The 20,210-nt window shown below is 62.9% G+C and carries 28 protein-coding genes; 8 read left to right on the forward strand and 20 right to left on the reverse strand.

Annotated elements, in window-relative coordinates:
* The first annotated feature begins 110 nt into the window (after positions 1 to 110).
* Both EKN06_RS14795 and EKN06_RS15760 read left to right on the forward strand, forming a co-directional pair.
* Positions 111 to 1,709 (forward strand): isocitrate lyase, encoded by a 1,599-nt coding sequence (locus EKN06_RS14795; RefSeq protein WP_127613676.1) that lies wholly within the window; start codon positions 111 to 113, stop codon positions 1,707 to 1,709.
* A gap of 52 nt (positions 1,710 to 1,761) precedes the next feature.
* Positions 1,762 to 1,932 (forward strand): hypothetical protein, encoded by a 171-nt coding sequence (locus EKN06_RS15760; protein ID WP_164844103.1) that lies wholly within the window; start codon positions 1,762 to 1,764, stop codon positions 1,930 to 1,932.
* A 74-nt stretch (positions 1,933 to 2,006) separates the two neighbouring features.
* On the opposite strand, the gene EKN06_RS14800 is transcribed toward EKN06_RS15760, so the two are convergent.
* The 9 genes from EKN06_RS14800 to leuC form a co-directional block, all read right to left on the reverse strand.
* Positions 2,007 to 2,795, reverse strand: coding sequence for an NUDIX hydrolase (locus EKN06_RS14800; RefSeq protein ID WP_127613677.1), 789 nt, complete (start codon positions 2,793 to 2,795; stop codon positions 2,007 to 2,009).
* Between the two features lie 222 nt (positions 2,796 to 3,017).
* Complete coding sequence (gene grxD, locus EKN06_RS14805) at positions 3,018 to 3,347, reverse strand: Grx4 family monothiol glutaredoxin (protein ID WP_127613678.1); 330 nt, start codon at positions 3,345 to 3,347, stop codon at positions 3,018 to 3,020.
* 33 nt (positions 3,348 to 3,380) lie between these two features.
* Positions 3,381 to 3,614 carry a BolA family protein gene (locus EKN06_RS14810; protein WP_127613716.1) on the reverse strand — a complete coding sequence of 78 codons (234 nt, stop codon included), beginning with the start codon at positions 3,612 to 3,614 and terminating at the stop codon, positions 3,381 to 3,383.
* A 74-nt stretch (positions 3,615 to 3,688) separates the two neighbouring features.
* Positions 3,689 to 4,012 carry a DUF1476 domain-containing protein gene (locus EKN06_RS14815; protein WP_127613679.1) on the reverse strand — a complete coding sequence of 108 codons (324 nt, stop codon included), beginning with the start codon at positions 4,010 to 4,012 and terminating at the stop codon, positions 3,689 to 3,691.
* Positions 4,013 to 4,038: 26 nt separating this feature from the next.
* Positions 4,039 to 4,635, reverse strand: coding sequence for a 3-isopropylmalate dehydratase small subunit (gene leuD / locus EKN06_RS14820; protein WP_127613680.1), 597 nt, complete (start codon positions 4,633 to 4,635; stop codon positions 4,039 to 4,041).
* A 61-nt stretch (positions 4,636 to 4,696) separates the two neighbouring features.
* A complete protein-coding gene (locus tag EKN06_RS14825; RefSeq protein WP_127613681.1) occupies positions 4,697 to 4,858 on the reverse strand; it encodes an LPXTG cell wall anchor domain-containing protein in 162 nt (53 codons plus the stop codon).
* Between the two features lie 103 nt (positions 4,859 to 4,961).
* Positions 4,962 to 5,555, reverse strand: coding sequence for a DNA-deoxyinosine glycosylase (locus tag EKN06_RS14830; RefSeq protein ID WP_205693926.1), 594 nt, complete (start codon positions 5,553 to 5,555; stop codon positions 4,962 to 4,964).
* Positions 5,465 to 5,869, reverse strand: coding sequence for a GFA family protein (locus tag EKN06_RS14835; RefSeq protein WP_127613682.1), 405 nt, complete (start codon positions 5,867 to 5,869; stop codon positions 5,465 to 5,467). The genes EKN06_RS14830 and EKN06_RS14835 overlap by 91 nt, the downstream gene beginning before the upstream one ends.
* Position 5,870: 1 nt before the next feature.
* The gene (leuC, locus tag EKN06_RS14840) at positions 5,871 to 7,298 is read right to left on the reverse strand and encodes a 3-isopropylmalate dehydratase large subunit (protein WP_127613683.1); all 1,428 of its coding nucleotides are present in this window, start codon (positions 7,296 to 7,298) and stop codon (positions 5,871 to 5,873) included.
* A 68-nt stretch (positions 7,299 to 7,366) separates the two neighbouring features.
* Between leuC and EKN06_RS14845 the strand changes: the two genes are divergently transcribed.
* Entirely contained in the window at positions 7,367 to 7,894 is a 528-nt protein-coding gene (locus tag EKN06_RS14845) for a sterol desaturase family protein (RefSeq protein WP_127613684.1), read from the forward strand.
* A gap of 37 nt (positions 7,895 to 7,931) precedes the next feature.
* Here the strand turns inward: EKN06_RS14845 and EKN06_RS14850 are convergent, their stop codons facing one another.
* From EKN06_RS14850 to EKN06_RS15765, 11 genes are all read right to left on the reverse strand, one after another.
* A complete protein-coding gene (locus EKN06_RS14850; protein WP_127613685.1) occupies positions 7,932 to 8,153 on the reverse strand; it encodes a hypothetical protein in 222 nt (73 codons plus the stop codon).
* A gap of 196 nt (positions 8,154 to 8,349) precedes the next feature.
* Complete coding sequence (locus EKN06_RS14855; protein ID WP_127613686.1) at positions 8,350 to 9,678, reverse strand: L,D-transpeptidase family protein; 1,329 nt, start codon at positions 9,676 to 9,678, stop codon at positions 8,350 to 8,352.
* Between the two features lie 18 nt (positions 9,679 to 9,696).
* Positions 9,697 to 9,948, reverse strand: a complete 252-nt coding sequence (locus tag EKN06_RS14860; RefSeq protein WP_127613687.1) for a hypothetical protein — start codon at positions 9,946 to 9,948, stop codon at positions 9,697 to 9,699.
* Between the two features lie 183 nt (positions 9,949 to 10,131).
* Positions 10,132 to 10,542, reverse strand: coding sequence for a SufE family protein (locus EKN06_RS14865; protein WP_127613688.1), 411 nt, complete (start codon positions 10,540 to 10,542; stop codon positions 10,132 to 10,134).
* Positions 10,543 to 10,578: 36 nt separating this feature from the next.
* Positions 10,579 to 10,836: a hypothetical protein gene (locus EKN06_RS14870; protein ID WP_127613689.1), complete on the reverse strand. Its 258-nt coding sequence runs from the start codon at positions 10,834 to 10,836 to the stop codon at positions 10,579 to 10,581.
* Between the two features lie 23 nt (positions 10,837 to 10,859).
* A complete protein-coding gene (locus EKN06_RS14875; RefSeq protein ID WP_127613690.1) occupies positions 10,860 to 11,114 on the reverse strand; it encodes a hypothetical protein in 255 nt (84 codons plus the stop codon).
* A 10-nt stretch (positions 11,115 to 11,124) separates the two neighbouring features.
* Positions 11,125 to 11,412 (reverse strand): hypothetical protein, encoded by a 288-nt coding sequence (locus tag EKN06_RS14880; RefSeq protein ID WP_240655051.1) that lies wholly within the window; start codon positions 11,410 to 11,412, stop codon positions 11,125 to 11,127.
* Between the two features lie 37 nt (positions 11,413 to 11,449).
* Positions 11,450 to 11,824 (reverse strand): envelope stress response membrane protein PspC, encoded by a 375-nt coding sequence (gene pspC / locus EKN06_RS14885; RefSeq protein WP_127613691.1) that lies wholly within the window; start codon positions 11,822 to 11,824, stop codon positions 11,450 to 11,452.
* Complete coding sequence (gene pspB, locus EKN06_RS14890; protein WP_127613692.1) at positions 11,821 to 12,126, reverse strand: envelope stress response membrane protein PspB; 306 nt, start codon at positions 12,124 to 12,126, stop codon at positions 11,821 to 11,823. Before pspB ends, pspC begins: the two co-directional genes overlap by 4 nt.
* Before the next feature lie 3 nt (positions 12,127 to 12,129).
* Positions 12,130 to 13,008 carry a phage shock protein PspA gene (gene pspA, locus EKN06_RS14895; protein WP_127613693.1) on the reverse strand — a complete coding sequence of 293 codons (879 nt, stop codon included), beginning with the start codon at positions 13,006 to 13,008 and terminating at the stop codon, positions 12,130 to 12,132.
* The gene (locus EKN06_RS15765; RefSeq protein ID WP_164844104.1) at positions 13,005 to 13,163 is read right to left on the reverse strand and encodes a hypothetical protein; all 159 of its coding nucleotides are present in this window, start codon (positions 13,161 to 13,163) and stop codon (positions 13,005 to 13,007) included. The genes pspA and EKN06_RS15765 overlap by 4 nt, the downstream gene beginning before the upstream one ends.
* A gap of 157 nt (positions 13,164 to 13,320) precedes the next feature.
* Between EKN06_RS15765 and pspF the strand changes: the two genes are divergently transcribed.
* The 5 genes from pspF to infB all read left to right on the forward strand — a co-directional run bounded on the left by pspF (position 13,321) and on the right by infB (position 20,159).
* Entirely contained in the window at positions 13,321 to 14,340 is a 1,020-nt protein-coding gene (pspF, locus tag EKN06_RS14900) for a phage shock protein operon transcriptional activator (protein WP_127613719.1), read from the forward strand.
* 131 nt (positions 14,341 to 14,471) lie between these two features.
* The gene (gene rimP, locus EKN06_RS14905) at positions 14,472 to 15,050 is read left to right on the forward strand and encodes a ribosome maturation protein RimP (RefSeq protein ID WP_127613694.1); all 579 of its coding nucleotides are present in this window, start codon (positions 14,472 to 14,474) and stop codon (positions 15,048 to 15,050) included.
* The gene (nusA, locus tag EKN06_RS14910; RefSeq protein ID WP_127613695.1) at positions 15,050 to 16,729 is read left to right on the forward strand and encodes a transcription termination factor NusA; all 1,680 of its coding nucleotides are present in this window, start codon (positions 15,050 to 15,052) and stop codon (positions 16,727 to 16,729) included. Before rimP ends, nusA begins: the two co-directional genes overlap by 1 nt.
* The gene (locus EKN06_RS14915; protein WP_127613696.1) at positions 16,710 to 17,450 is read left to right on the forward strand and encodes a DUF448 domain-containing protein; all 741 of its coding nucleotides are present in this window, start codon (positions 16,710 to 16,712) and stop codon (positions 17,448 to 17,450) included. Before nusA ends, EKN06_RS14915 begins: the two co-directional genes overlap by 20 nt.
* Before the next feature lie 99 nt (positions 17,451 to 17,549).
* Entirely contained in the window at positions 17,550 to 20,159 is a 2,610-nt protein-coding gene (infB, locus tag EKN06_RS14920) for a translation initiation factor IF-2 (protein ID WP_127613697.1), read from the forward strand.
* Positions 20,160 to 20,210 lie beyond the last annotated feature (51 nt).

The raw sequence follows: 20,210 nt of genomic DNA on the forward strand, positions 1-20,210 counted from the left end.
ATCTTTTGTAAAGCTTGACAACCCGACACCGAACCATATTCCGCACCGCAACATTTGCGATCATATCCGGCTCACGAATTCACCTGCTTTCGAATCGTGAGGGATTTGACATGACCTACCAGCAGACCATCGCCGACTTGGGCCGGACCATCACCGGCAACGGCAGTCCGTGGAACGCCATCGACGCGGAAAGCGCTGCCCGCATGCAGTTGCAGAACCGTTTCAAGACCGGGCTCGATATCGCGAAGTACACCGCGAAGATCATGCGCCGGGACATGGCCGCCTATGATGCCAACTCCGCCGAATACACTCAGTCGCTGGGTTGCTGGCACGGGTTCATCGGACAGCAGAAGATGATCTCCATCAAGAAGCACTTCGGCACGACCAAGCGCAAGTACCTCTACCTTTCGGGTTGGATGGTTGCCGCGCTGCGTTCCGAATTCGGCCCGCTGCCCGATCAGTCGATGCATGAAAAGACGTCGGTCCCGGCCCTGATCGAGGAACTGTACACCTTCCTCAAGCAGGCCGATGCCCGCGAGCTTGGCCTGATGTTCCGCGACCTCGACGCCGCGCGCGATCGCGGCGACGAGATCGAGGCGAAGCGCATCGAAACGGCCATCGACAATTTTGAGACCCACGTCGTTCCGATCATCGCGGACATCGACGCGGGCTTCGGCAACCCGGAAGCGACCTATCTTCTGGCGAAGAAGATGATCGAAGCCGGCGCCTGCGCCCTGCAGATCGAAAACCAGGTTTCCGACGAGAAGCAGTGCGGCCATCAGGACGGCAAGGTCACTGTCCCGCACGAGGATTTCCTGCAGAAAATCCGTGCGATCCGTTACGCGTTCCTCGAAATGGGTGTCGAGGACGGCATCATCGTCGCTCGCACCGATTCGCTGGGTGCTGGTCTGACCAAGCAAATCGCCTACACCACCGAGGCCGGCGACATGGGCGACCAGTACAACAGCTTCCTCGATTGCGACGAAGTCGACGCATCGAACCTTGGCAACGGCGATGTTCTCATCACCCGTGAAGGCAAGCTGCTGCGTCCCAAGCGCCTGCCCAGCAACCTGTTTCAGTTCCGTTCGGGAACCGGCGAGGACCGCTGCGTGCTCGACTGCATCAATTCGCTGCAGAACGGCGCCGACCTGCTGTGGATCGAAACCGAAAAGCCGCACATCGGCCAGATCGGCGGCATGGTGAACCGCATCCGCGAAGTCATCCCGAATGCCAAGCTGGTTTATAACAACTCGCCCAGCTTCAACTGGACGCTGAACTTCCGTCAGCAGGTGTTCGATGCATGGACCGCAGAGGGCAAGGACGTTTCGGGTTATGACCGGGCTAAGCTGATGAGCATCGATTACGACGGTTCGGAACTGGCGGCAGAGGCCGATGAACGCATCCGCACCTTCCAGGCGGACGCGGCGGCACAGGCCGGCATTTTTCACCACCTCATCACGCTGCCGACGTACCACACCGCGGCGTTGAGCACCGACAACCTTGCCAAGCGTTACTTTGGCGACGATGGGATGCTTGGCTACGTCCTCAACGTCCAGCGTGAGGAAATCCGCCAGGGAATCGCCTGCGTGAAGCACCAGAACATGTCGGGCAGCGACATTGGCGACGACCACAAGGAATACTTTGCCGGCGAAGCGGCCCTCAAGGCCGGCGGCAAGGACAACACGATGAACCAGTTCGCCGCTGCCTGATGGTAGTCAGCTAAAGGGCCGCTTTCGGGCGGTGAAGACAAGGAGCACTGACATGAGCACCGAAGACCAGCAACGCCCCCAGGAACGGCCCCGCGCCATTTTCAGCAACGCCGACTTCCCGATGCTGAAGACAGCCGTCGCCCATTATGCCCGGACTTGCGAAGATCCGGCAGAAGCGACGCGCTACGCGAACCTGTTACACCGTCTCGGTCGCGCCGACTGAGACGGATAGAACAAGAATACCGTTCGCGGCCCGCTTGAGGGAGAGGGTCGCGAAACCTCAGCAGCGCGGGGACCTTATTGGTCTCCGCGCTTTTTTTCGTCGCCGCGCAGGGCGGTTTCGAGCAGTTCGGCATAGTCGGGATAGCCGTGTCCAGCCGGAACGGTCAGCCATCTGCGGCCTTCGCGTTCTTCGATGATGCCGGTGATCGATTGGATTTCGCGCGAAAGACTGTCTTCCCGCGCTCGGTCGAATTCGCCCAGCGCGCCCAGTCTTGCAAGGTTAGCGCGGGTGGGGAACATCAAGTCAATCTCGCCGCGATCGCCCATTGCCATGATCTCGGTCGCACTGGCCCAGAATTGGTTGCTCGTCTCGGTCCCGTCGGCCGACAGGCTGACGGCTCCGGTGCCGATATCGGCAAGCAGGAACCGCGTGTCGAAACGCCGCGTCGCCCGACCCGGCGGATACCAGCGGGCGAATGGGACGAAGCCTTCGACGTCGAGCGCAAGATCACAGTCCGCCAGCACGCGCGCGAATGACCGCCCCTGCGCCACCGCATCGCGCGCCGCCGTAGCCTTTTCCTTGTCCACCGAACCCGAAACGCCGATCAGCAGGCCAGTTTCTTCAAGCGTTTCGCGGACGCAGGTGATGCGCGCGGCATTCCAGTCGCGGTCGCCGGGGAGGGAGGCGGCCATCTCCATGTCTTCGGGATCGACCCTTCCCCCGGGAAAGACAACCGCGCCGCCGCCGAATGCAAGATGCGTCGAACGATGGATCATCAGGAGCTCCGGCGCGGTCGGGCCATTGCGAAAGACGATCAGCGATGCGGCGGCGCGCAGTTCGGCAAGGGGGGCGTGTTCTGGCATGACGTTAGGACTGGCGACCCATGTCGGGAAAATTGACACCTTGGCCCAAGTTGACGGCGGGCGTAAATCCAAAAACGGCTGAATACAGACGTATTTGCATGTTTGGCACGCTTCGTGCTTTGTAAGCTATGTAACCCGCGTAACCCGAACCGATCGCGGGGCTGTCGTACTGGTCTCCGACAGCCCCGCCGATTAGCGGGACCATCGAGAGGGACCGGCCCATCATTCGGCCTTGGCGACCTGCTTTTCGGACATGAACTGCTCAAGCTCGCCTGCTTCGAACATTTCCATCATGATGTCGCTGCCACCTAGGAATTCGCCCTTTACGTACAGCTGTGGGATCGTCGGCCAGTCGGAATAGGACTTGATGCCCTGACGGATCTCCATGTCCTGAAGCACGTCGACAGAGCCATAGGCGACGCCGAGGTGTTCGAGGATCGCGATCGCGCGACTGGAAAAGCCGCACTGGGGGAAGAGCGGCGTGCCCTTCATGAAAAGCACGACATCGTCGGCCTTGATGATGTCGGCAATACGGTCGTTCACATCGGCCATGCGGCAAGATTCCCGGTAATTAGTCTGTAGGGCTCAGTTGGGAACCGCGGTCGTCAGTTGCAAGGCGTGGAGTTCCCCGCCCATGCGTCCGCCCAGCGCGTCATAGACCGCTTTATGCTGCGCGACCCGGGTCTTTCCGGCAAAGCTGGCCGAAACGACGTGCGCTGCATAATGGTCGCCATCACCGGCTAGGTCGGTAATTTTTACCTCGGCATCCGGAATGGCGGCGCGAATCATCGCCTCGATCTGGTCGGCTTGCATCGCCATCATGATTTCTCCGTGTTCGAGCCGATGTCGGGACCGGCTCATGACCCTTGGTAGAAGGTCGGTGTCGGAATTTCTTACACGCCGCCCATGAGCTGGCGTCGGGCTTCGACGGACTTTTCATCCATCGCGGCGCGCACGGTGGCGTCGTCGATGTCGACTCCGGCAGCCGTCATGTCGCCCAAAAGCTTGCGGATCACGTCCTCTTCGCCGGCTTCTTCGAAGTCCGCCTGCACTACGGCCTTGCGATAGGCTTCGGTCTCGGCTTCGGAGAGGCCCATCTTGGCCGCGGCCCATTCACCGACCAGCCGGTTGCGGCGGGCAGCGATACGGAACTGGGTTTCTTCGTCCATGGCGAACTTGGCTTCTTCGGCGCGCTCGCGATCGTTGAAATTCGTCATGACGCTTAAGTCCTCTTTCGCTGGGGTCAGGCCGCGCGGCGGCCCGACAGGAACGGCAATTGTTGTCCGGCCTTGGCTTCGTAGGCGGAAATCGCTTGCCCTCGCGCCATGGTAAGGCCGACTTCGTCGAGCCCTTCGATCAGGCAATGCTTTCGGAACGGGTCGATTTCAAACGTGAAACGGTCCTGGAACGGCGTGGTCACGGTCTGGCTGTCGAGGTCGATGGCGATATCCTCGCTCTCCGCCACTTCGAGCAGGCGGTCGACCTGTTCCTGCGGCAGAACAACGGTCAGGATGCCGTTCTTGAAGGCGTTGCCGGAAAATATGTCTGAAAAACTTGGCGCGATGACCGCGTGGATGCCCATGTCGAGCAAGGCCCATGCCGCATGTTCGCGGCTCGACCCACAGCCAAAGTTATCGCCAGCGATCAGGATCGGCGCGTTTTTGTAGCGTTCGGAGTCGAAAATGTTCGCGGGATCCTTGCGGATCGTTTCGAACGCGCCCCGGCCCAGCCCTTCGCGGGTGATGGTTTTCAGCCAGTGCGCCGGAATGATGACGTCGGTGTCGACGTTCTTCGCCCCGAACGGGATGGCACGGCCTTCTATTTCGCGGATCGGTTCCATGCCAATCGCCTAGATCAAGCGCGACCCGGCCTCAACACCTATCCGCGCCCAAATTCGTGTTTCAGTCGGTTTCTGGCGGTTCGACCGGCGCAGGCTTCGCGTTTTTGGCGTCGGCCCGCTCCTTGCGCCGCGAGGCATAGAGCAATGCTGCGGCCAGCGCGGCCGATCCGATCGCGGCCCCGGCCATCGCTGCCTTGCCCGTCCAATCCTTGTCGTTGCTCACAATCAGCGTCTCCCTGGTGCGCGCGGCACCCGACCAATTTGGCCCCATTCAATCTGGCGACAACGCCGATCATTGCAAGAGCCCCGATCGATCGCGCGGCCCATCATCCCATTCGCTGGTCAAGAAATGGCCGCAGCGCAAGCCAGCTTCGCGTCTTTTCCGCAAGCGGCATGGCGGCATAGGCCGGACTGCTGGATGGCAGGTCGATCAAAGTCAGGTGGGGGGAGGGCGCGAGAATTTGCCGCCCGATCCGCGCGGAAGTGGCGCCGTTGAAACCGATGGCGACAAGCTCGGGCGCCTTTTGCACCATTTCGGCAAGATCGTTGTGTTCCACTTCGCGCAAGGCGGCGTCGAGGCTGCCCTCACGCTTGCCCGACTGGACGACATCCCACAGTCCGACACCGTGTTGCAGCAAGGTCGCCAGCCTTTCGTCGTAATCAATAGCGGCAAGATCGCATCCGATTGCGCTTCCGGTCAGCTGCCAGAACTGGTTGCGCGGATGGGCGTAATAGCGGCCCGCGCGAAGCGACGCATCCCCCGGCAGGCTGCCAAGGATGAGGATGCGTGTATGCCGGTCTACGACCGGGGCAAAGGAACGTTTGAAAGTCAGAACGCCTTGCCATCGCCGATCACGCCGTCTCCGGTGCGGGCCATGGGTGCGTCCGTGTCGTCGCTCGCCGAAAGCCCGTCGATCCATCGTGCGGGGATGCCCGTCAGTTGGTCGAGCGGAAACAGCCGCATGTTCACGCCCATGCGATCTTCGTCGTTGGGGCCGTAAGGCGTCCATGCGACGGCCGATCCGCAGCCGGGGCAGAAATGGAAAGTGAGCCAGCGTTCGATGTCGGTGCGCCCGAACTGTGCCGGTTCGCCCGTGATTTCAACCTCAGCCGCCGGGAAATAGCCCCAGCCCGCGCCGGTCGGGCGACACAGGCCGCAATTGCAGAAATTGATGTAATCGGGCTTTCGCGCCACCGATACGGCGATCCGTCCGCAGGCGCATTGCCCCTTCACCTCAAAGCTCGCGAACGTCCGTCAGCCGCCCGGTCACGGCGGCGGCAGCGGCCATCGCGGGGCTGAGCAGGTGGGTGCGCGCACCCGGACCCTGACGCCCGACGAAGTTGCGGTTGCTGGTCGACGCACACCGTTCGCCGGCGGGCACTTTGTCGGGGTTCATCGCAAGACAGGCCGAACAGCCCGGTTCGCGCCATTCGAGACCCGCTTCGATGAAGATCTTGTCGAGCCCTTCGGCTTCTGCCTGCTGCTTGACGAGGCCCGATCCGGGGACGACGATCGCCCACTTCACGTTGGCTGCCTTTGTGCGCCCGCGAACCACTTCGGCCGCAGCGCGCAGATCTTCGATCCGGCTGTTGGTGCACGAACCGATGAACACGTTTTCGACCGCGACATCGGTCATCCGCATGCCGGGTTCGAGGCCCATGTATTCAAGGCTGGCGCGGGCTGCCTTCTGCTTGGACGGATCGGCAAAGCTGGACGGATCGGGCACAACCCCGCCTATGGCGACCGTATCTTCGGGGCTCGTGCCCCAAGTCACGGTCGGCTCGATGTCGGCGGCGTCGATGTGGACCGATTTGTCGAACTTTGCGCCGGGATCGGTGCGCAGCGTCTTCCACCATGCCAGCGCCTTGTCCCAGTCGTCGCCGGTGGGCGCCATCGGGCGGCCCTTGACGTAGGAGAAGGTCTTGTCGTCCGGCGCGATCAGTCCGGCGCGGGCGCCACCCTCAATCGCCATGTTGCACACGGTGATGCGCCCCTCGACCGACATTTCCTCGAACACGTTGCCGCAAAATTCGATGACATGGCCGGTGCCGCCGGCAGTGCCGATGGTGCCGATGACATGGAGCACGACGTCCTTGGGCGTCACGCCGGGGCCAAGCTGGCCCTCGACCCGCACTTCCATCGTTTTCGACTGTTTCAGCAGCAGCGTCTGCGTGGCGAGCACGTGCTCCACCTCGCTCGTCCCGATGCCGAACGCCAGCGCGCCCAGCCCGCCATGCGCGGCCGTATGCGAATCGCCGCACACGATGGTCGCGCCGGGCAGGGAAAAGCCCTGTTCCGGACCGACGACGTGGACGATGCCCTGTTCGAGATCGGCGTCGCCGATGTACCGGATGCCGAATGCGGGCGCGTTCGTTTCCAACGCGGCAAGCTGCTGCGCGCTTTCGCGGTCGGCGATGGGAATGCGCTGTCCCGTTGCATCGCGGCGTGCGGTCGTTGGCAGGTTGTGGTCGGGAACCGCCAGCGTCAGATCGGGGCGACGCACGGTGCGCCCTGCGCTACGCAGCGATTCGAACGCCTGCGGGCTCGTCACTTCGTGGACGAGATGGCGGTCGATGTAGATGAGGCAAGTGCCGTCTTCCTGACGCTCCACCACGTGGGCGTCCCAGATCTTCTCATAAAGAGTGCGCGATGTTTCAGCCATGATGAAGGCGCATTTGCGCGTCTGAGTCAGGAATTGCAAGCATGACCCAAGCAACGTAATAGCGGACCATGCTCGTCGTCGAAAAACTTCTCGTCGTCCTGGCCAGCGCGGCCGCCATGGAAGGTGTCGCGTGGGCGTCCCACAAGTATATCATGCATGGAATCGGCTGGGGCTGGCATCGCGATCATCATCAAAAGCATGACGGTTTCTTCGAACTGAACGACCTTTACGCGCTGGTCGGCGCGGCCATGAGTATATCGATGTTCATGTTGGGCAGCCCGCTCGTCATGGGGGCCGCGGCTTGGGAGCCGGCGACGTGGATCGGGCTGGGAATTCTTGTTTATGGCGTCATCTATACGCTGATCCACGATGGCCTCGTGCACCAACGGTGGTTTCGTTACGTCCCGCGCAGGGGATACCTGAAACGCGTGGTGCAGGCGCACAACCTCCACCATGTCACCCACGGCAGGCGCGGCGGGGTCAGTTTCGGTTTCGTGATCGCCCGCCATCCCGACCGTCTGAAACAGGACCTGATGCGACAGCGCCGCAAGGGCCAGACCGAACTGCGCAAATCCGGCGCGATGGAAAAGGCCTGATCGTCCCGGTCACCACGTCACGGCTTTCGGGTTGCGATCAGTGTGCCGTTTCGTCCGCCAACAGATCGTATGCGTGCGCATCGAACAGGCGGTGCCCGCTTTCATCCGGCGTGCGATAGGGAAAGGCATGAGCCTCGATCCGCTTTGCATAATTGCGCGCTTCCTGACGATGCATCCGCCGAGCAGCCATATCCTGCGCACACTGGGCACGCAGCAGCTCGACCTGCTCGTTCAGCAATAGGCTGTTGAAGTCTTCCATAGTGCCGCTCTCCTTCGGCAGAGATGGACACGAAGGTCCGTCCCCGGCGAACGCAATTTGCTTGCAGTAACCGCGATACGGTTCTGCCTATATCTTGTGTGCGTTCGCGCTGCGGTGATGCTTTAGCACGTTTTGGCCGTCCGGTCGCCCACAAAGCGAACGGTTCCACGCGCGCTCTGCCCGGACTATCGCGATCTCAGCCCGCAGTGTCGCGGGCGTAAAGGTCGTTGCGCAGGGCCACGCCCTGTTTCGTCTGTGCGGCAGTGAAGTAGGTCAGGTAGACCGGGACGGGCGCGGGCAGATAGGCCGCTTCTTCAGGACGCTTGGTCTTCAGATCAAGTTTGTCGCCCATCATCCAGCGGCCGAGCCTGGTTGCATCTTCGAGCCGGACGCAACCATTGGAAATGTGGCGGTCTTCCTTCTGGAAATATTCCCGCGACGGCGTGTCGTGCAGGTATATGCCGTGATCGTTGGGGAACAGGAATTTCACCTTGCCCATCGAGTTGTACTTGTGCGGCAATTCACGAATTCGCACGACTTGCGTGCCGTCGGCGACCGCTTGCCAGTTCACCGTTTTCGGATCGATGACGGCGGGTTCGCGGCTCCAGTCCGAAAGCACTTCCATCTTCATGGAGGCCAAGGTTCGGCCCGACAGGATCTTCTTCGCGACGTTGTTCTGCGCAAGGTAGTCCGGAATGTTCCAGTAAGGGTTCACGATAGCCCAACTGATGTTGCCGGCCAGCATGGGCGTCTGCGTTTCGGCGGTGCCGACGACGACCTTCATCGTGCCGGCTTCGTCGCCCGCCTGATAATACCACAGCCGCCCTTCGGACGCGTCGACGACGATGTGTCGCACGCCGGCAGGCGGCAGGACACGCGCTCGTTCGAGGTTCAGGCGAACCGTCTGCATCGTGTTTTGGTCAAGGCGCTGTTCGCGAGCCGTTTTCACCAGCCCGCGCATGCGAACGTAATGCGGGCTCATCCAGCCCATCTTGGCGACGTAGGTGTCGAAATCGCGAATCGTCGCGGCGCGCAGAACGGTTGCCGCGGTCGGTACTGTCGGCACCAGCGCCTTGTCAGCATATTCCATGCCAACGTCGCGCGTCTTGCGCATGTCGCGCACGTATTTGGCAAACGCCTTGGTCAGGTCGACCTCGGCTCGGGCGAGTTCGTTCACTCCTCCGCGATCGGATGCCGCTATGCGCTCGCGCAACTTGCGAGCCTTGTAGCGCGACGGCTTCAGCCCATCGAGGTCCGCTTCGTCGAGATAGCGTAGGAATACCTGTGCATCGCGCGCGATCAGACCATTCTTGATCCATATCGGCTGGTTGCCGCGCGCTTGATAGAACGCCCCTACCTCGCCTCTCGCCCGCTTGCCGATGGCGGCTCGCATTGCCGCGTCGGTTGAGGTCGCAGCGACGGGCGATGCCTGTGCGGTTTGCGAATGAGCGATTGTGGGCACGAGAAAACTCGGGCCGGCCATGATGGCCAGCCCGAGCAATGCCAGGATGCGGTGATTACGCATTTCCTGATACGTCTTTCGTCAGCCGCGTTCGCCAATCGGCGAAGGTGCCGGCGGCGGCGGCGGCGGCGGCGGAACGTAGTTGGGATGATAGATGCCGTCGGCGGAATAATAGCCGTCGATGATGCCATCGCCATCGCGGTCGGCCGCGACCGAACCGTCAACGGCGCCCGGCGGGGGCGGCGGGGGCGGCGGGGGTGCGGGTTCCTGCGTCGCGCATGCCGTCAGGGCAATAGAGCCAAGCCCGATCAGGGCCATGGTGGAAATCTTCATAGAGTTCTCCCCTTGAGAGTATGCCGCAAAAGGATAGCGACCCGCTTGCGTGAAGTCACCGGCGCGGCACGTACGCAGGCTTATCCGGGGAACTTGCAGCGGGAAGGGTTCGATCCCGCTGATACGGACCGGTCGTGCGTGTTACGGGACGAAATGACATTTGCTGTCATCTTTCCGCCCCGATCAGCCTTCGGCCGCGATCCTGCCTGCTGTCTCGCGGATTAACGAAATCATGTTCGGCACGCCTTGCGTCCGGTTCGACGACAGCTGGTTGCGCAGGTCGAACCGTTCGAGACACTCGGCAATGTCAGTCGCGGCGACTTCGGCTGCGGGCCGGTCCTGCACTGCGGCAATGACCAGGGCGACGATGCCCTTTGTGATGGCGGCATTGCTGTCGGCAAGGAAGTGCAACCGGTCGCCGTCGCGCATGGGGTACACCCAGACGGAGGCGGAGCATCCCTTGACCTGCGTCGCCTCGGTCTTCAGCGCGTCGGGCATGGGGTCCAGCTCGCGGCCAAGCTCGATCAACAGGCGATAGCGTTCGTCGCCTTCGAGGAATTCGTATTCTTCGGCAATGTCGTTGATGGTTCTCATGCGCTGCGGGCTAGCCGCGTGGCCCGATCGGATCAATCAAAGATCCACGCCGGCAGCGATCGCTTCAAGCTGGCGGACGCGTTCCTTTAAATCGGCAAGTTCGATCCGTGCAGCGGGCGGCACATCCGTGTCGTCGTGCGGATCGCGCCGGTATTCGCGGGCCGGTCGGGCAAGGCGATCGATTTCGCGCAGCTTCAGCGCCAGCCAGCCTTGCCAGCCGCGCAGCGCGGCCAGCGTCACGATACCCGTCGCGGCAAGCGCGGCGATCGCGATGGTCAGCGTTTCATAGGCCATGACAATTCCCCTTCGTGCGCCTTTCAGTCGCGCAGGCTTTCGATCTCGTCGGCAAGTCCCAGCCGCTTGCGATCGTCGTAGGCGATGCGTTCGAGCACCTTTATCCGCTCCTTCAGATCCGCGATCTCACCTTCCAGCTGCTGTTCTCTTGCCGCATGAAGCGCCGGGTCGCGGTCGGCGCCGGACGTATGGCCTGACGTGGCATTACGCTTTTCGCGCAAGAACTGGGTGACGAAAACGATCGCGACGATCAGAACGATGGCGGTCCAGAAGCTCATGGCACCCTCTCTAGTTGACGGACTTGTCGGGCGCGGTCAGGCGCTTGTCGGATTCTTCGTGACGCAGCGCCTCGATCTGGGCGGCGACATCGACACCGCGATCGGTGACGATGCGTTCCAGGACGCGGACCCGTTCTTCCAACTGCGACGTATGCTGCGCGTACTGCGCGGCCTTTTCCGCCGTGTTCTTCATCTGAAGTTCGGCCATTTTCGCCTGATGCTTGGTCCACACGATGAAGCAGACCATCAGGAACGGCGCGAGCGGGATCATGAGCGCCATCATGCCGGTGATATCCATGTTTCAGTCCCCCTGAATTCCGTCGACCAAAGGACGCTCAGCGCAGGTTTTCGATCTCTGCCGAAAGCGAACGGTTGCTGGAAACGTAGTGTTCTTCCACGCGGGCCAGCCGACGGTCGATCTCGCGGAAACTGGCGCGGACCTCGCGGGCGGAGCGGGCGGGCGACCGGCGGACGCCCTGCCAGAACTTTTCCTCGCGCTTGTCGGCATAGAGTTCGGCGGGCTTCTTTGGCGCCAGTATGCCGATGGCGAGATAAACGAGGATCGGCCAGCCCATCGTGACCATCGCGACGGCAAACCCGACGCGGACCCAGAGCGCATCGACGCCGGTGTAATCGGCAATGCCCGAGCAAACGCCCATGAACTTGCCATCGGCCTTGTTGCGGTAGAAGCGGGTGCGGGGCGTGTTCATCGTGCGGTCCTTTCCTTGAGCTTGCGCTCGATTTCGGCGAGCGTGTCGTTGTCGTCGGCACTGTCGGCGATCAGGCGGGGTCCGTCCGTTCCGACGCGTCCGAACTCGGGGCTGTCCGCGACGACAAGGCGTTCGACCGTGTCCATCCGCGCGTCCAGCCGCCGGGCCAGCTGGAACAGTTCCTCGAGCATCTGCTCGTCGCCGTCGGTCAGCTTTGGCGCCGACTTCCACTTGGTTATGTAGTGCAGGATCAGCCAGGGAAGGCCGATCACCACGGACAGGATGGCGAGTGTTTCTTCCATGGATCAGTCCTCCTTGGCGGCGCGATCAAGCGCGCGCTTCATGTCTTCGAGCTCGGCATCGACGGTGTCGTCGACGTTCAGTGCGTCGATCTGCTCGGCCAGGCTCAACTCGCCCTTGGCAGCGCGCAGGCTGATCGCTTCGGCGCGGCCCTCGGCGTAATCGGCCCGGCGTTCGAGCATGTCGAAACGGGCCATCGCCTCGTCCACGCGTTCGGTGGTCAGCAGCGAGCGCAGCTTGTAACGGTTTTCCGCGCTTTCGAGGCGGGCTGCGATCTGGCTCTGGCGGCTGCGTGCTTCGCGCAGACGGCCTTGCAGCTTTGAAATGTCTTCCTCGTAAGTGCGCAGGCTTTCGTCGAGCATGTCGCCTTCGGCCTTCAACTTGACGGCGAGGTCGCCGGCCTTGCGCTTTTCGACCAGCGCGGCGCGGGCGAGGTCTTCGCGATCCTTCGACAGCGCGAGTTCGGCCTTTTCGCCCCAGTCCGCCTGCAGCTTTTCCAGCCGCAGCCGGTGGCGCTGCATTTCCTTTTGATCGGCGATGGTGCGCGCCGCGCTGGCGCGGACTTCGACCAAGGTTTCCTCCATTTCCACGATGATCATGCGGATCATCTTGTGCGGGTCGTCCGCCTTGTCGATCAGGTCGGCAAAATTGGCGGCGATGATGTCGCGGGTGCGGGAGAATATGCCCATCAATGGCGCTCCGTACTGGGTGAAATCACGGGTGGGGGTGTCCTTTGCGCGGACGGCGTCTTTTTCGGCATGGCCACCGCGCAGGCGGGCGACTTCCGCATCGATGCGGAATCCATCGGTGCCGCGATGCACGACGCGGGCGCTGCGGCGCCGCGCTTCGTCCCGCTCAGGCTCCAGATCGAACGGATCGGTCATGCCAGGCTGCCTTCGACGATCATCGTCGGGGCGGCGAAGCGCGGTGCTTCGTGCAACTGCTGGCTGAGCGCAAAGATATTGAGCGCCAGCATCGCAGCAAGGCTGGCCACCGAGGACCATGCCAGCGGGCTCTGCTTGATAAGGCGGTCGAACATCGGATCAGTTCCTTTAAATTCAGGTTCAACTGGTGTTCAGCAAGGGTCGTGCCAGTTTAATTAAAGAGAATATAAACAATGGCTTATGCGACTTTTGCCAAGGCAGGTCATTGATAAATATTGCCATCAGTTGGGAAAATTCGCTAAAACTTGGGACATGGAGCGCGAGAACCAGTTTGTCGGACAGTCGCAGTCGATCCTCGACGCGGTGGAGCGTGCCAGCCGCGCTGCCGCCTTGTCACGCCCGGTGCTGGTCATCGGTGAGCGTGGGACCGGCAAGGAACTGATCGCTGAGCGCCTCCACCGCCTTTCCGACCGATGGGGCGAGCCGCTGATCGTGATGAACTGCGCAGCTTTGCCCGAAACATTGATCGAGGCGGAATTGTTCGGGCACGAGGCCGGGGCGTTTACTGGCGCGACCAAAGTGCGCGAGGGGCGGTTCGAAGAAGCGGACGGCGGCACGCTGTTCCTCGACGAACTGGGCAGCCTGTCGATGGCAGCGCAGGAGCGCTTGTTGCGCGCAGTCGAATATGGCGAAGTGACGCGCATCGGATCGTCCCGCCCGCGCCGGGTCGACGTGCGGATCGTCGCCGCCACGAACGAGGATCTGCCCAGCCTTGCCGAACAGGGGCGCTTTCGCGCCGACCTGCTCGACCGCCTGTCGTTCGAAGTGATTACACTTCCTCCCCTGCGCGCGCGTGAGGGGGACGTGCTGGTGCTCGCTGATTTCTTTGCCCGCCGCATGGCCGCAGAATTGCGGTGGGAAGAATGGCCCGGATTTTCCGACGCGGTGATGGATGCGCTCGAAAGTCACGACTGGCCCGGCAACGTGCGCGAATTGCGCAATGCGGTGGAGCGCGCGGTCTACCGCTGGGACAACTGGGAAGCGCCGATCGGGGAGATCGTCTTCGATCCGTTCGACAGCCCTTGGGCGCCCAAGGCCTCGGTCGCGCCGTCCGCCGCGCGGAGCACGGCGCCGGCGCCCCAGGCTCGCGTGACCTTCGATTTTGCCGCCGTCACCGATTTGCGCGAAGCGGTCGATTGTCACGAACGCGCCATCGTCGAAGCCGCGCTCGACCGTAACCGCTGGAATCAGCGCAAGACGGCAGAAGCGCTGGGCCTGTCATACGACCAGCTGCGCCATTGCATGAAGAAGCACGAGATATCGGCGAGCTGAGCTGCGAAGCGGCTTGAAATTTACCTGACTTGCGCCTAATTGGCGACTCATCCCGACATTGTCGCGTACAAGGCCGGGCCGGAGCGGAACCGCCCCGGCGCGATTTTTCGTATGCGACGCATGGAGCCATGATGACCGATATCGCACGTGCAACCGATCTGATCGCGCAGGAAGTGACCGCTTCCGGCCTTGAGCTCGTGCGCGTGAAATTGTTCGGCCAGGATGACGAACGCACCTTGCAGGTCATGGCGGAAAACCCCGAAACCGGTCAGTTGGTGATCGAGCAATGCATGGCGCTGTCTCGCCGTATTTCCGCCGCGCTCGACGCGCGAGAAGAAGCGGGCGACGATCTGATCGAAGGGGCCTACCGGCTCGAGGTTTCCAGCCCCGGCATCGACCGTCCGCTGACCCGCGCGAAGGATTTCGTGAACTGGGCGGGCCACGAAGTGCGCATCAACCTTGCCAAGGATGCCGAAGCGCCGGTGGGCAACCGCCGCACCTTTCACGGCGACCTTCTGGGGATAGAGGGCGACAAGATCGCCGTCGACGACCGCAAGAACGGGCGGGTCGAACTGACTTTTGCAACCATTCACTCGGCCAAGCTGGTCCTCACCGACAAGCTGATCGCCGCTACCGTCCCGCTCGACACCAGTGGCGCCGACGAGATCATTGAAACCGAAGACGATCTTCAGGAACAGGAAGACTCATAATGGCCAGCCCGATTTCCGCGAATCGTGCCGAACTGATTGCCATCGCCAATTCCGTGGCGAACGAGAAGATGATCGACAAGTCGATCGTCATCGAAGCGATGGAAGAAGCGATCCAGAAGTCGGCGCGCAACCGTTACGGCGCGGAAAACGACATCCGCGCCAAGCTCGACCACAACACCGGCGACTTGCGCCTGTGGCGTGTCGTCGAAGTTGTCGAAGAGGTCGAGGACTACTTCAAGCAGGTTTCTGTCGAACAGGCGCAGAAGCTTCAACCCGGTGCGGTCGTCGGCGACTACATCGTCGACCCGCTGCCGCCGGTCGACCTTGGCCGCATCGATGCGCAGTCGGCCAAGCAGGTCATCTTCCAGAAGGTCCGCGACGCAGAGCGTGAACGCCAGTACGAAGAGTTCAAGGACCGCGCCGGCGAAATCATCACCGGCGTCATCAAGTCTGTCGAATTCGGCCACGTGATCGTCAACCTCGGCCGGGCCGAAGGCATCATCCGTCGCGATCAGCAGATCCCGCGCGAAATGGCCCGCGTCGGCGAGCGCGTCCGCGCATGGATCATGAAGGTCGAACGGTCGAACCGCGGCCCGCAGATCTTCCTGTCCCGCGCGCATCCCGAATTCATGAAGAAGCTGTTCGCGCAGGAAGTGCCCGAAATCTACGACGGCATCATCGAGATCAAGGCTGCGGCCCGCGATCCGGGCAGCCGTGCCAAGATCGGCGTCATCAGCCACGACAGCAGCATCGACCCCGTCGGCGCCTGCGTCGGCATGAAGGGCAGTCGCGTCCAGGCCGTCGTGCAGGAACTGCAGGGCGAGAAGATCGACATCATCCCGTGGAGCGAGGATACCGCGACGTTCATCGTCAACGCGCTCCAGCCCGCGACCGTCAGCCGCGTCGTCATCGACGAGGACGAGAGCCGCATCGAAGTCGTCGTCCCCGATGACCAGCTTTCGCTCGCTATCGGTCGCCGCGGTCAGAACGTGCGTTTGGCGAGCCAGCTGACTGACAGCCAGATCGACATCATGACCGAGGCGGAATCGAGCGAGAAGCGGCAGAAGGAATTCGCCGAACGCTCGAAGATGTTCGAGGAAGAACTCGACGTCGACGAAACGCTGGCGCAGCTGCTGGTTGCCGAAGGCTTCACCGAGATGGACGAAGTCGCCTATGTCGACCGCGACGAACTGTCGGGCATCGAAGGATTCGACGAAGATCTGGCCGAGGAACTGCAGTCCCGCGCGATCGAAGCGCTGGAGCGTCGCGAAGCCGCTTTCCGCGAACAGCGCCGCGAACTGGGCGTTGACGATGCGCTGGCCGAGCTGCCGCACTTGAACGAGGAAATGCTGGTCGTGCTGGGCAAGGCGGGCATCAAGACGCTCGACGATCTGGCCGATCTCGCCACCGACGAACTGATCGCCCGCAAGCGCGAAGCGCCGCGCCGCCGGAACACCACCGACGGTCCGCCACTCAAGCGCAACGTGCGCGAACAGGACAAGGGCGGCGTGCTGGGCGAATTCGCTCTTTCGGAAGAGCAGGGCAACGAAGTCATCATGGCTGCGCGCGCCCACTGGTTCGAAGACGAGACCGAAGACGCAACCAGTGACCAGGCCGCGGCGGCTCCGGCTGCCGTTCCCGCAGACGAGGAGGCCGCCAATGCGGAATCCTCACAATGAGCCGCTAACCGACAGCTTCGATGACGGAACGGCGCGAACCGCAAGGTCCGCGCCGCAACGCCGCTGTGTGTTGAGCGGGCGGACTGCTCCGCGCGAAGAATTGCTGCGGCTGGCCGTAGGACCCGAAGGTCAGGTCTTGCCCGACGCCCATGCCAAGGCGCCGGGGCGCGGCGCGTGGATCGGTGCCAACAGGGTCGAGCTTGAAGAAGCGCTGGCCAAGGGCCATCTCAAGGGTGCGATGGCGCGCGGGTTCAAGACGAACGCGTTGCGCCTTCCGGACAACCTTTCCGATCTGGTGCAAGCGTCGCTGACCCGCGCGCTGACCGACCGGTTGGGGATCGAATGGCGCTCGGGCAACCTGATCGCCGGGTCTGATCGCATTGCCGAACAGGCGCGGTCGGGCAAGGTTCATTGGCTCGGCCACGCCAGCGATGCAGGCGAAGACGGCTCGCGCCGGCTGGACCAGGCATGGCGTGTCGGCAGGGACGCCGAAGGCTCTGGCCTTGGCGGAACGCGCTTGCCACTGGACCGCGCGGCTCTGTCTGTGGCATTGGGCCGCGAGAATGTCGTCCACCTTGCCGTGACCGACCGCGCCGCAGCGGCGCGCATCACGGCGCAGCTGGCGCGATTGACGCATTTTCTCGGCCAAGGCGAGCAAGCGGGCGGAAATCCCGAAGGCAGCCGAAGCACGGATCCGCCCCTGACCGGTAAGGCTGCTTAACGCGGCCGAGGCCCGAGGCACCGCCCCGATCTCCCGTGCGCCATGCACGCGGACGGACCGGGGACGAGACAAAGTATTTTTGAAGGACGTTTTGACCGTATGAGCGATACCAACGACACCCCCCGGACCCGCAAGCCGCTTGGCCTCAAGCGCTCGGTGGACGCGGGCGAGGTCAAGCAGACCTTCAGCCACGGCCGGACCAACAAGGTCGCGGTCGAGGTCAAGCGTCGCCGCAAGATCCTGAAGCCCGGCGAAACCGCCGCGCCCGCACCGGAAACGGCACCCGAGCCTGTGGCTGTTGCCGCACCTCCGCCGCCGCCTGCGCCGACCCCTGCGCCCCGTCAGCCCGCGCCCAGCCGCGAGAGCCGGCAGGAAATGCAGACCCGCCTGCTGCGCGAGGCCGAGGAAGCGCGACTTGCCACGCAGGAAATGACCAACCGCCGCGAGGAAGACGAGCGGCTGAGGGCGTTCGAAGAAGAAAAGCGCCGCGCCGAGGATAATCGCGCGCAGGAAAAGGCCGCCGCCGAAGGGACGAGCAAGCCCGCAGCCGAGGTCGCCAAGCCGACGGTTGAAGAACCGGCGGCACCGGCTGTTGAGGCCGAGGCGCCCGCCGTCGAGGCTTCCACCGCCGAAGCGCCCGCGACAGAACCCGCAGGAGGAGAAGCAACGGCCGAAGAGGGCGCGGAAGCCGCTCCCGCGCCGCGTCGCTTCACCCCGGTCAAGCGCCCCGAAGTCAAGCGTCCGCCGGTCGAGAAGAAGCCGGCCAAGACCGAAAAGCGCGACGACCGTACGACCGAATCGATGGCCGACCGCCGCCGCAGCGGCAAGTTGTCCGTGACCAAGGCGCTGAACGAGGACGAGGGCCGTCGCGCCCGCAGCCTCGCCGCGCTGAAGCGCGCCCGTGAAAAGGAACGCCGCGTCCACGGTGGTGGCGGTTCGCGCCAGCCGCGCGAAAAGCAGGTTCGCGACGTTATCGTGCCAGAAGCGATCACGGTTCAGGAACTGGCCCAGCGCATGGCCGAGAAGGGTGCCGACCTCGTGAAGGCGCTGTTCAACATGGGCATGATGGTCACCGTCAACCAGACGATCGACCAGGACACCGCTGAACTGCTGGTCGAAGAATTCGGCCACAACCTGCAGCGCGTATCCGAGGCCGACGTCGACATCGTTTCGACCGAAGACGTCGATGCCGAAGAAACGCTGGAGCCGCGTCCCCCGGTCGTCACGATCATGGGCCACGTCGACCACGGCAAGACCAGCCTGCTCGACGCGTTGCGCGGGACCGACGTGACCGCTGGCGAGGCCGGCGGCATCACGCAGCATATCGGTGCGTACCAGATCACCACCAAGGACAAGCAGAAGATCACGTTCCTCGACACGCCCGGACACGAAGCGTTTACCGAGATGCGTGCGCGTGGCGCCAATGTCACCGACATCGTGATCCTGGTGGTGGCCGCCGACGACGGGCTGATGCCGCAGACGATCGAGGCCATCAATCACACCAAGGCCGCCGGCGTGCCGATGATCGTTGCAATCAACAAGATCGACAAGCCCGAAGCCAACGCGAAGAAGATCCGCGAACGTCTGCTCGAGCACGAAATCGTGGTCGAGGCGATGAGCGGCGATGTGCAGGACGTCGAGGTTTCGGCCAAGACGAAGCAGGGCCTCGACACCTTGCTCGAAGCGATCGCCAACCAGGCCGAGCTGCTTGAACTCAAGGCTAACCCCGACCGCGCCGCCGAAGCGACGGTGATCGAGGCGCAGCTGGACAAGGGCAAGGGGCCGCTGGCCACCGTGCTCGTCACGCGCGGCACGCTGAAGCGTGGCGACATCTTCGTCGTAGGCACACAGAGCGGCCGCGTCCGTGCCCTGCTCGACGACAAGGGTCGCCAGATCAAGGAAGCCGGTCCGTCCATGCCGGTCGAGGTCCTGGGCCTTGGCGGCGTGCCGAATGCCGGTGACCAGCTGACGGTGGTCGAGAACGAGCAGCGCGCCCGCGAGGTTTCGGCCTATCGTACGGAAAAGGCGAACGACAAGCGCACCACGTCTGTTCCGGCCAACTTCGAGAACATGTTCTCGGCGCTCAAGAGCAGCGTGATCGAATACCCGGTGGTCGTGAAGGCCGACGTTCAGGGTTCGGTCGAGGCCATCAACTCGGCTCTCAACCGCCTGTCGAACGACGACATCAAGGTTCGCGTCCTGCATTCGGGCGTCGGCGCCATTACCGAGAGCGACGTTACGCTCGCGGCGGCAACCGGTGCGCCCATCATCGGCTTCAACGTGCGTCCGAACGCCAAGGCGCGCCAGCAGATGGAAAAGGACAAGGTCCGGCTGATGTATCACGACGTGATCTATCACCTGACCGAAGAGATTACGAAGGAACTGATCGGCGAGCTTGGCCCGGAACGCATCGAGCATGTCATCGGCCGCGCCGAGGTCAAGCAGGTGTTCCCCGCCGGCAAGAAGGACAAGGCGGCCGGCCTGCTGGTGCAGGAAGGCGTCATCCGCAAGGGTCTCTTCGCGCGTCTTACCCGCAACGACGTCATCGTGTCCGCAACGACGATCCAGTCGCTGCGGCGGTTCAAGGACGACGTGGACGAAGTCCGCGGCGGCCTCGAATGCGGTGTCGTGCTGGCCGATACGAACGAGATCAAGGCTGGCGATCAGCTGGAAGTCTTTGAGATCGAGGAACGCGAACGCGTGCTTTGATCGCGTTTCGATAATGACATGAATTGGCGGGGCGCCGGGCATCTGTCCGGC

Source organism: Croceicoccus ponticola (genome assembly GCF_004004515.1).
Classification (GTDB): domain Bacteria; phylum Pseudomonadota; class Alphaproteobacteria; order Sphingomonadales; family Sphingomonadaceae; genus Croceicoccus; species Croceicoccus ponticola.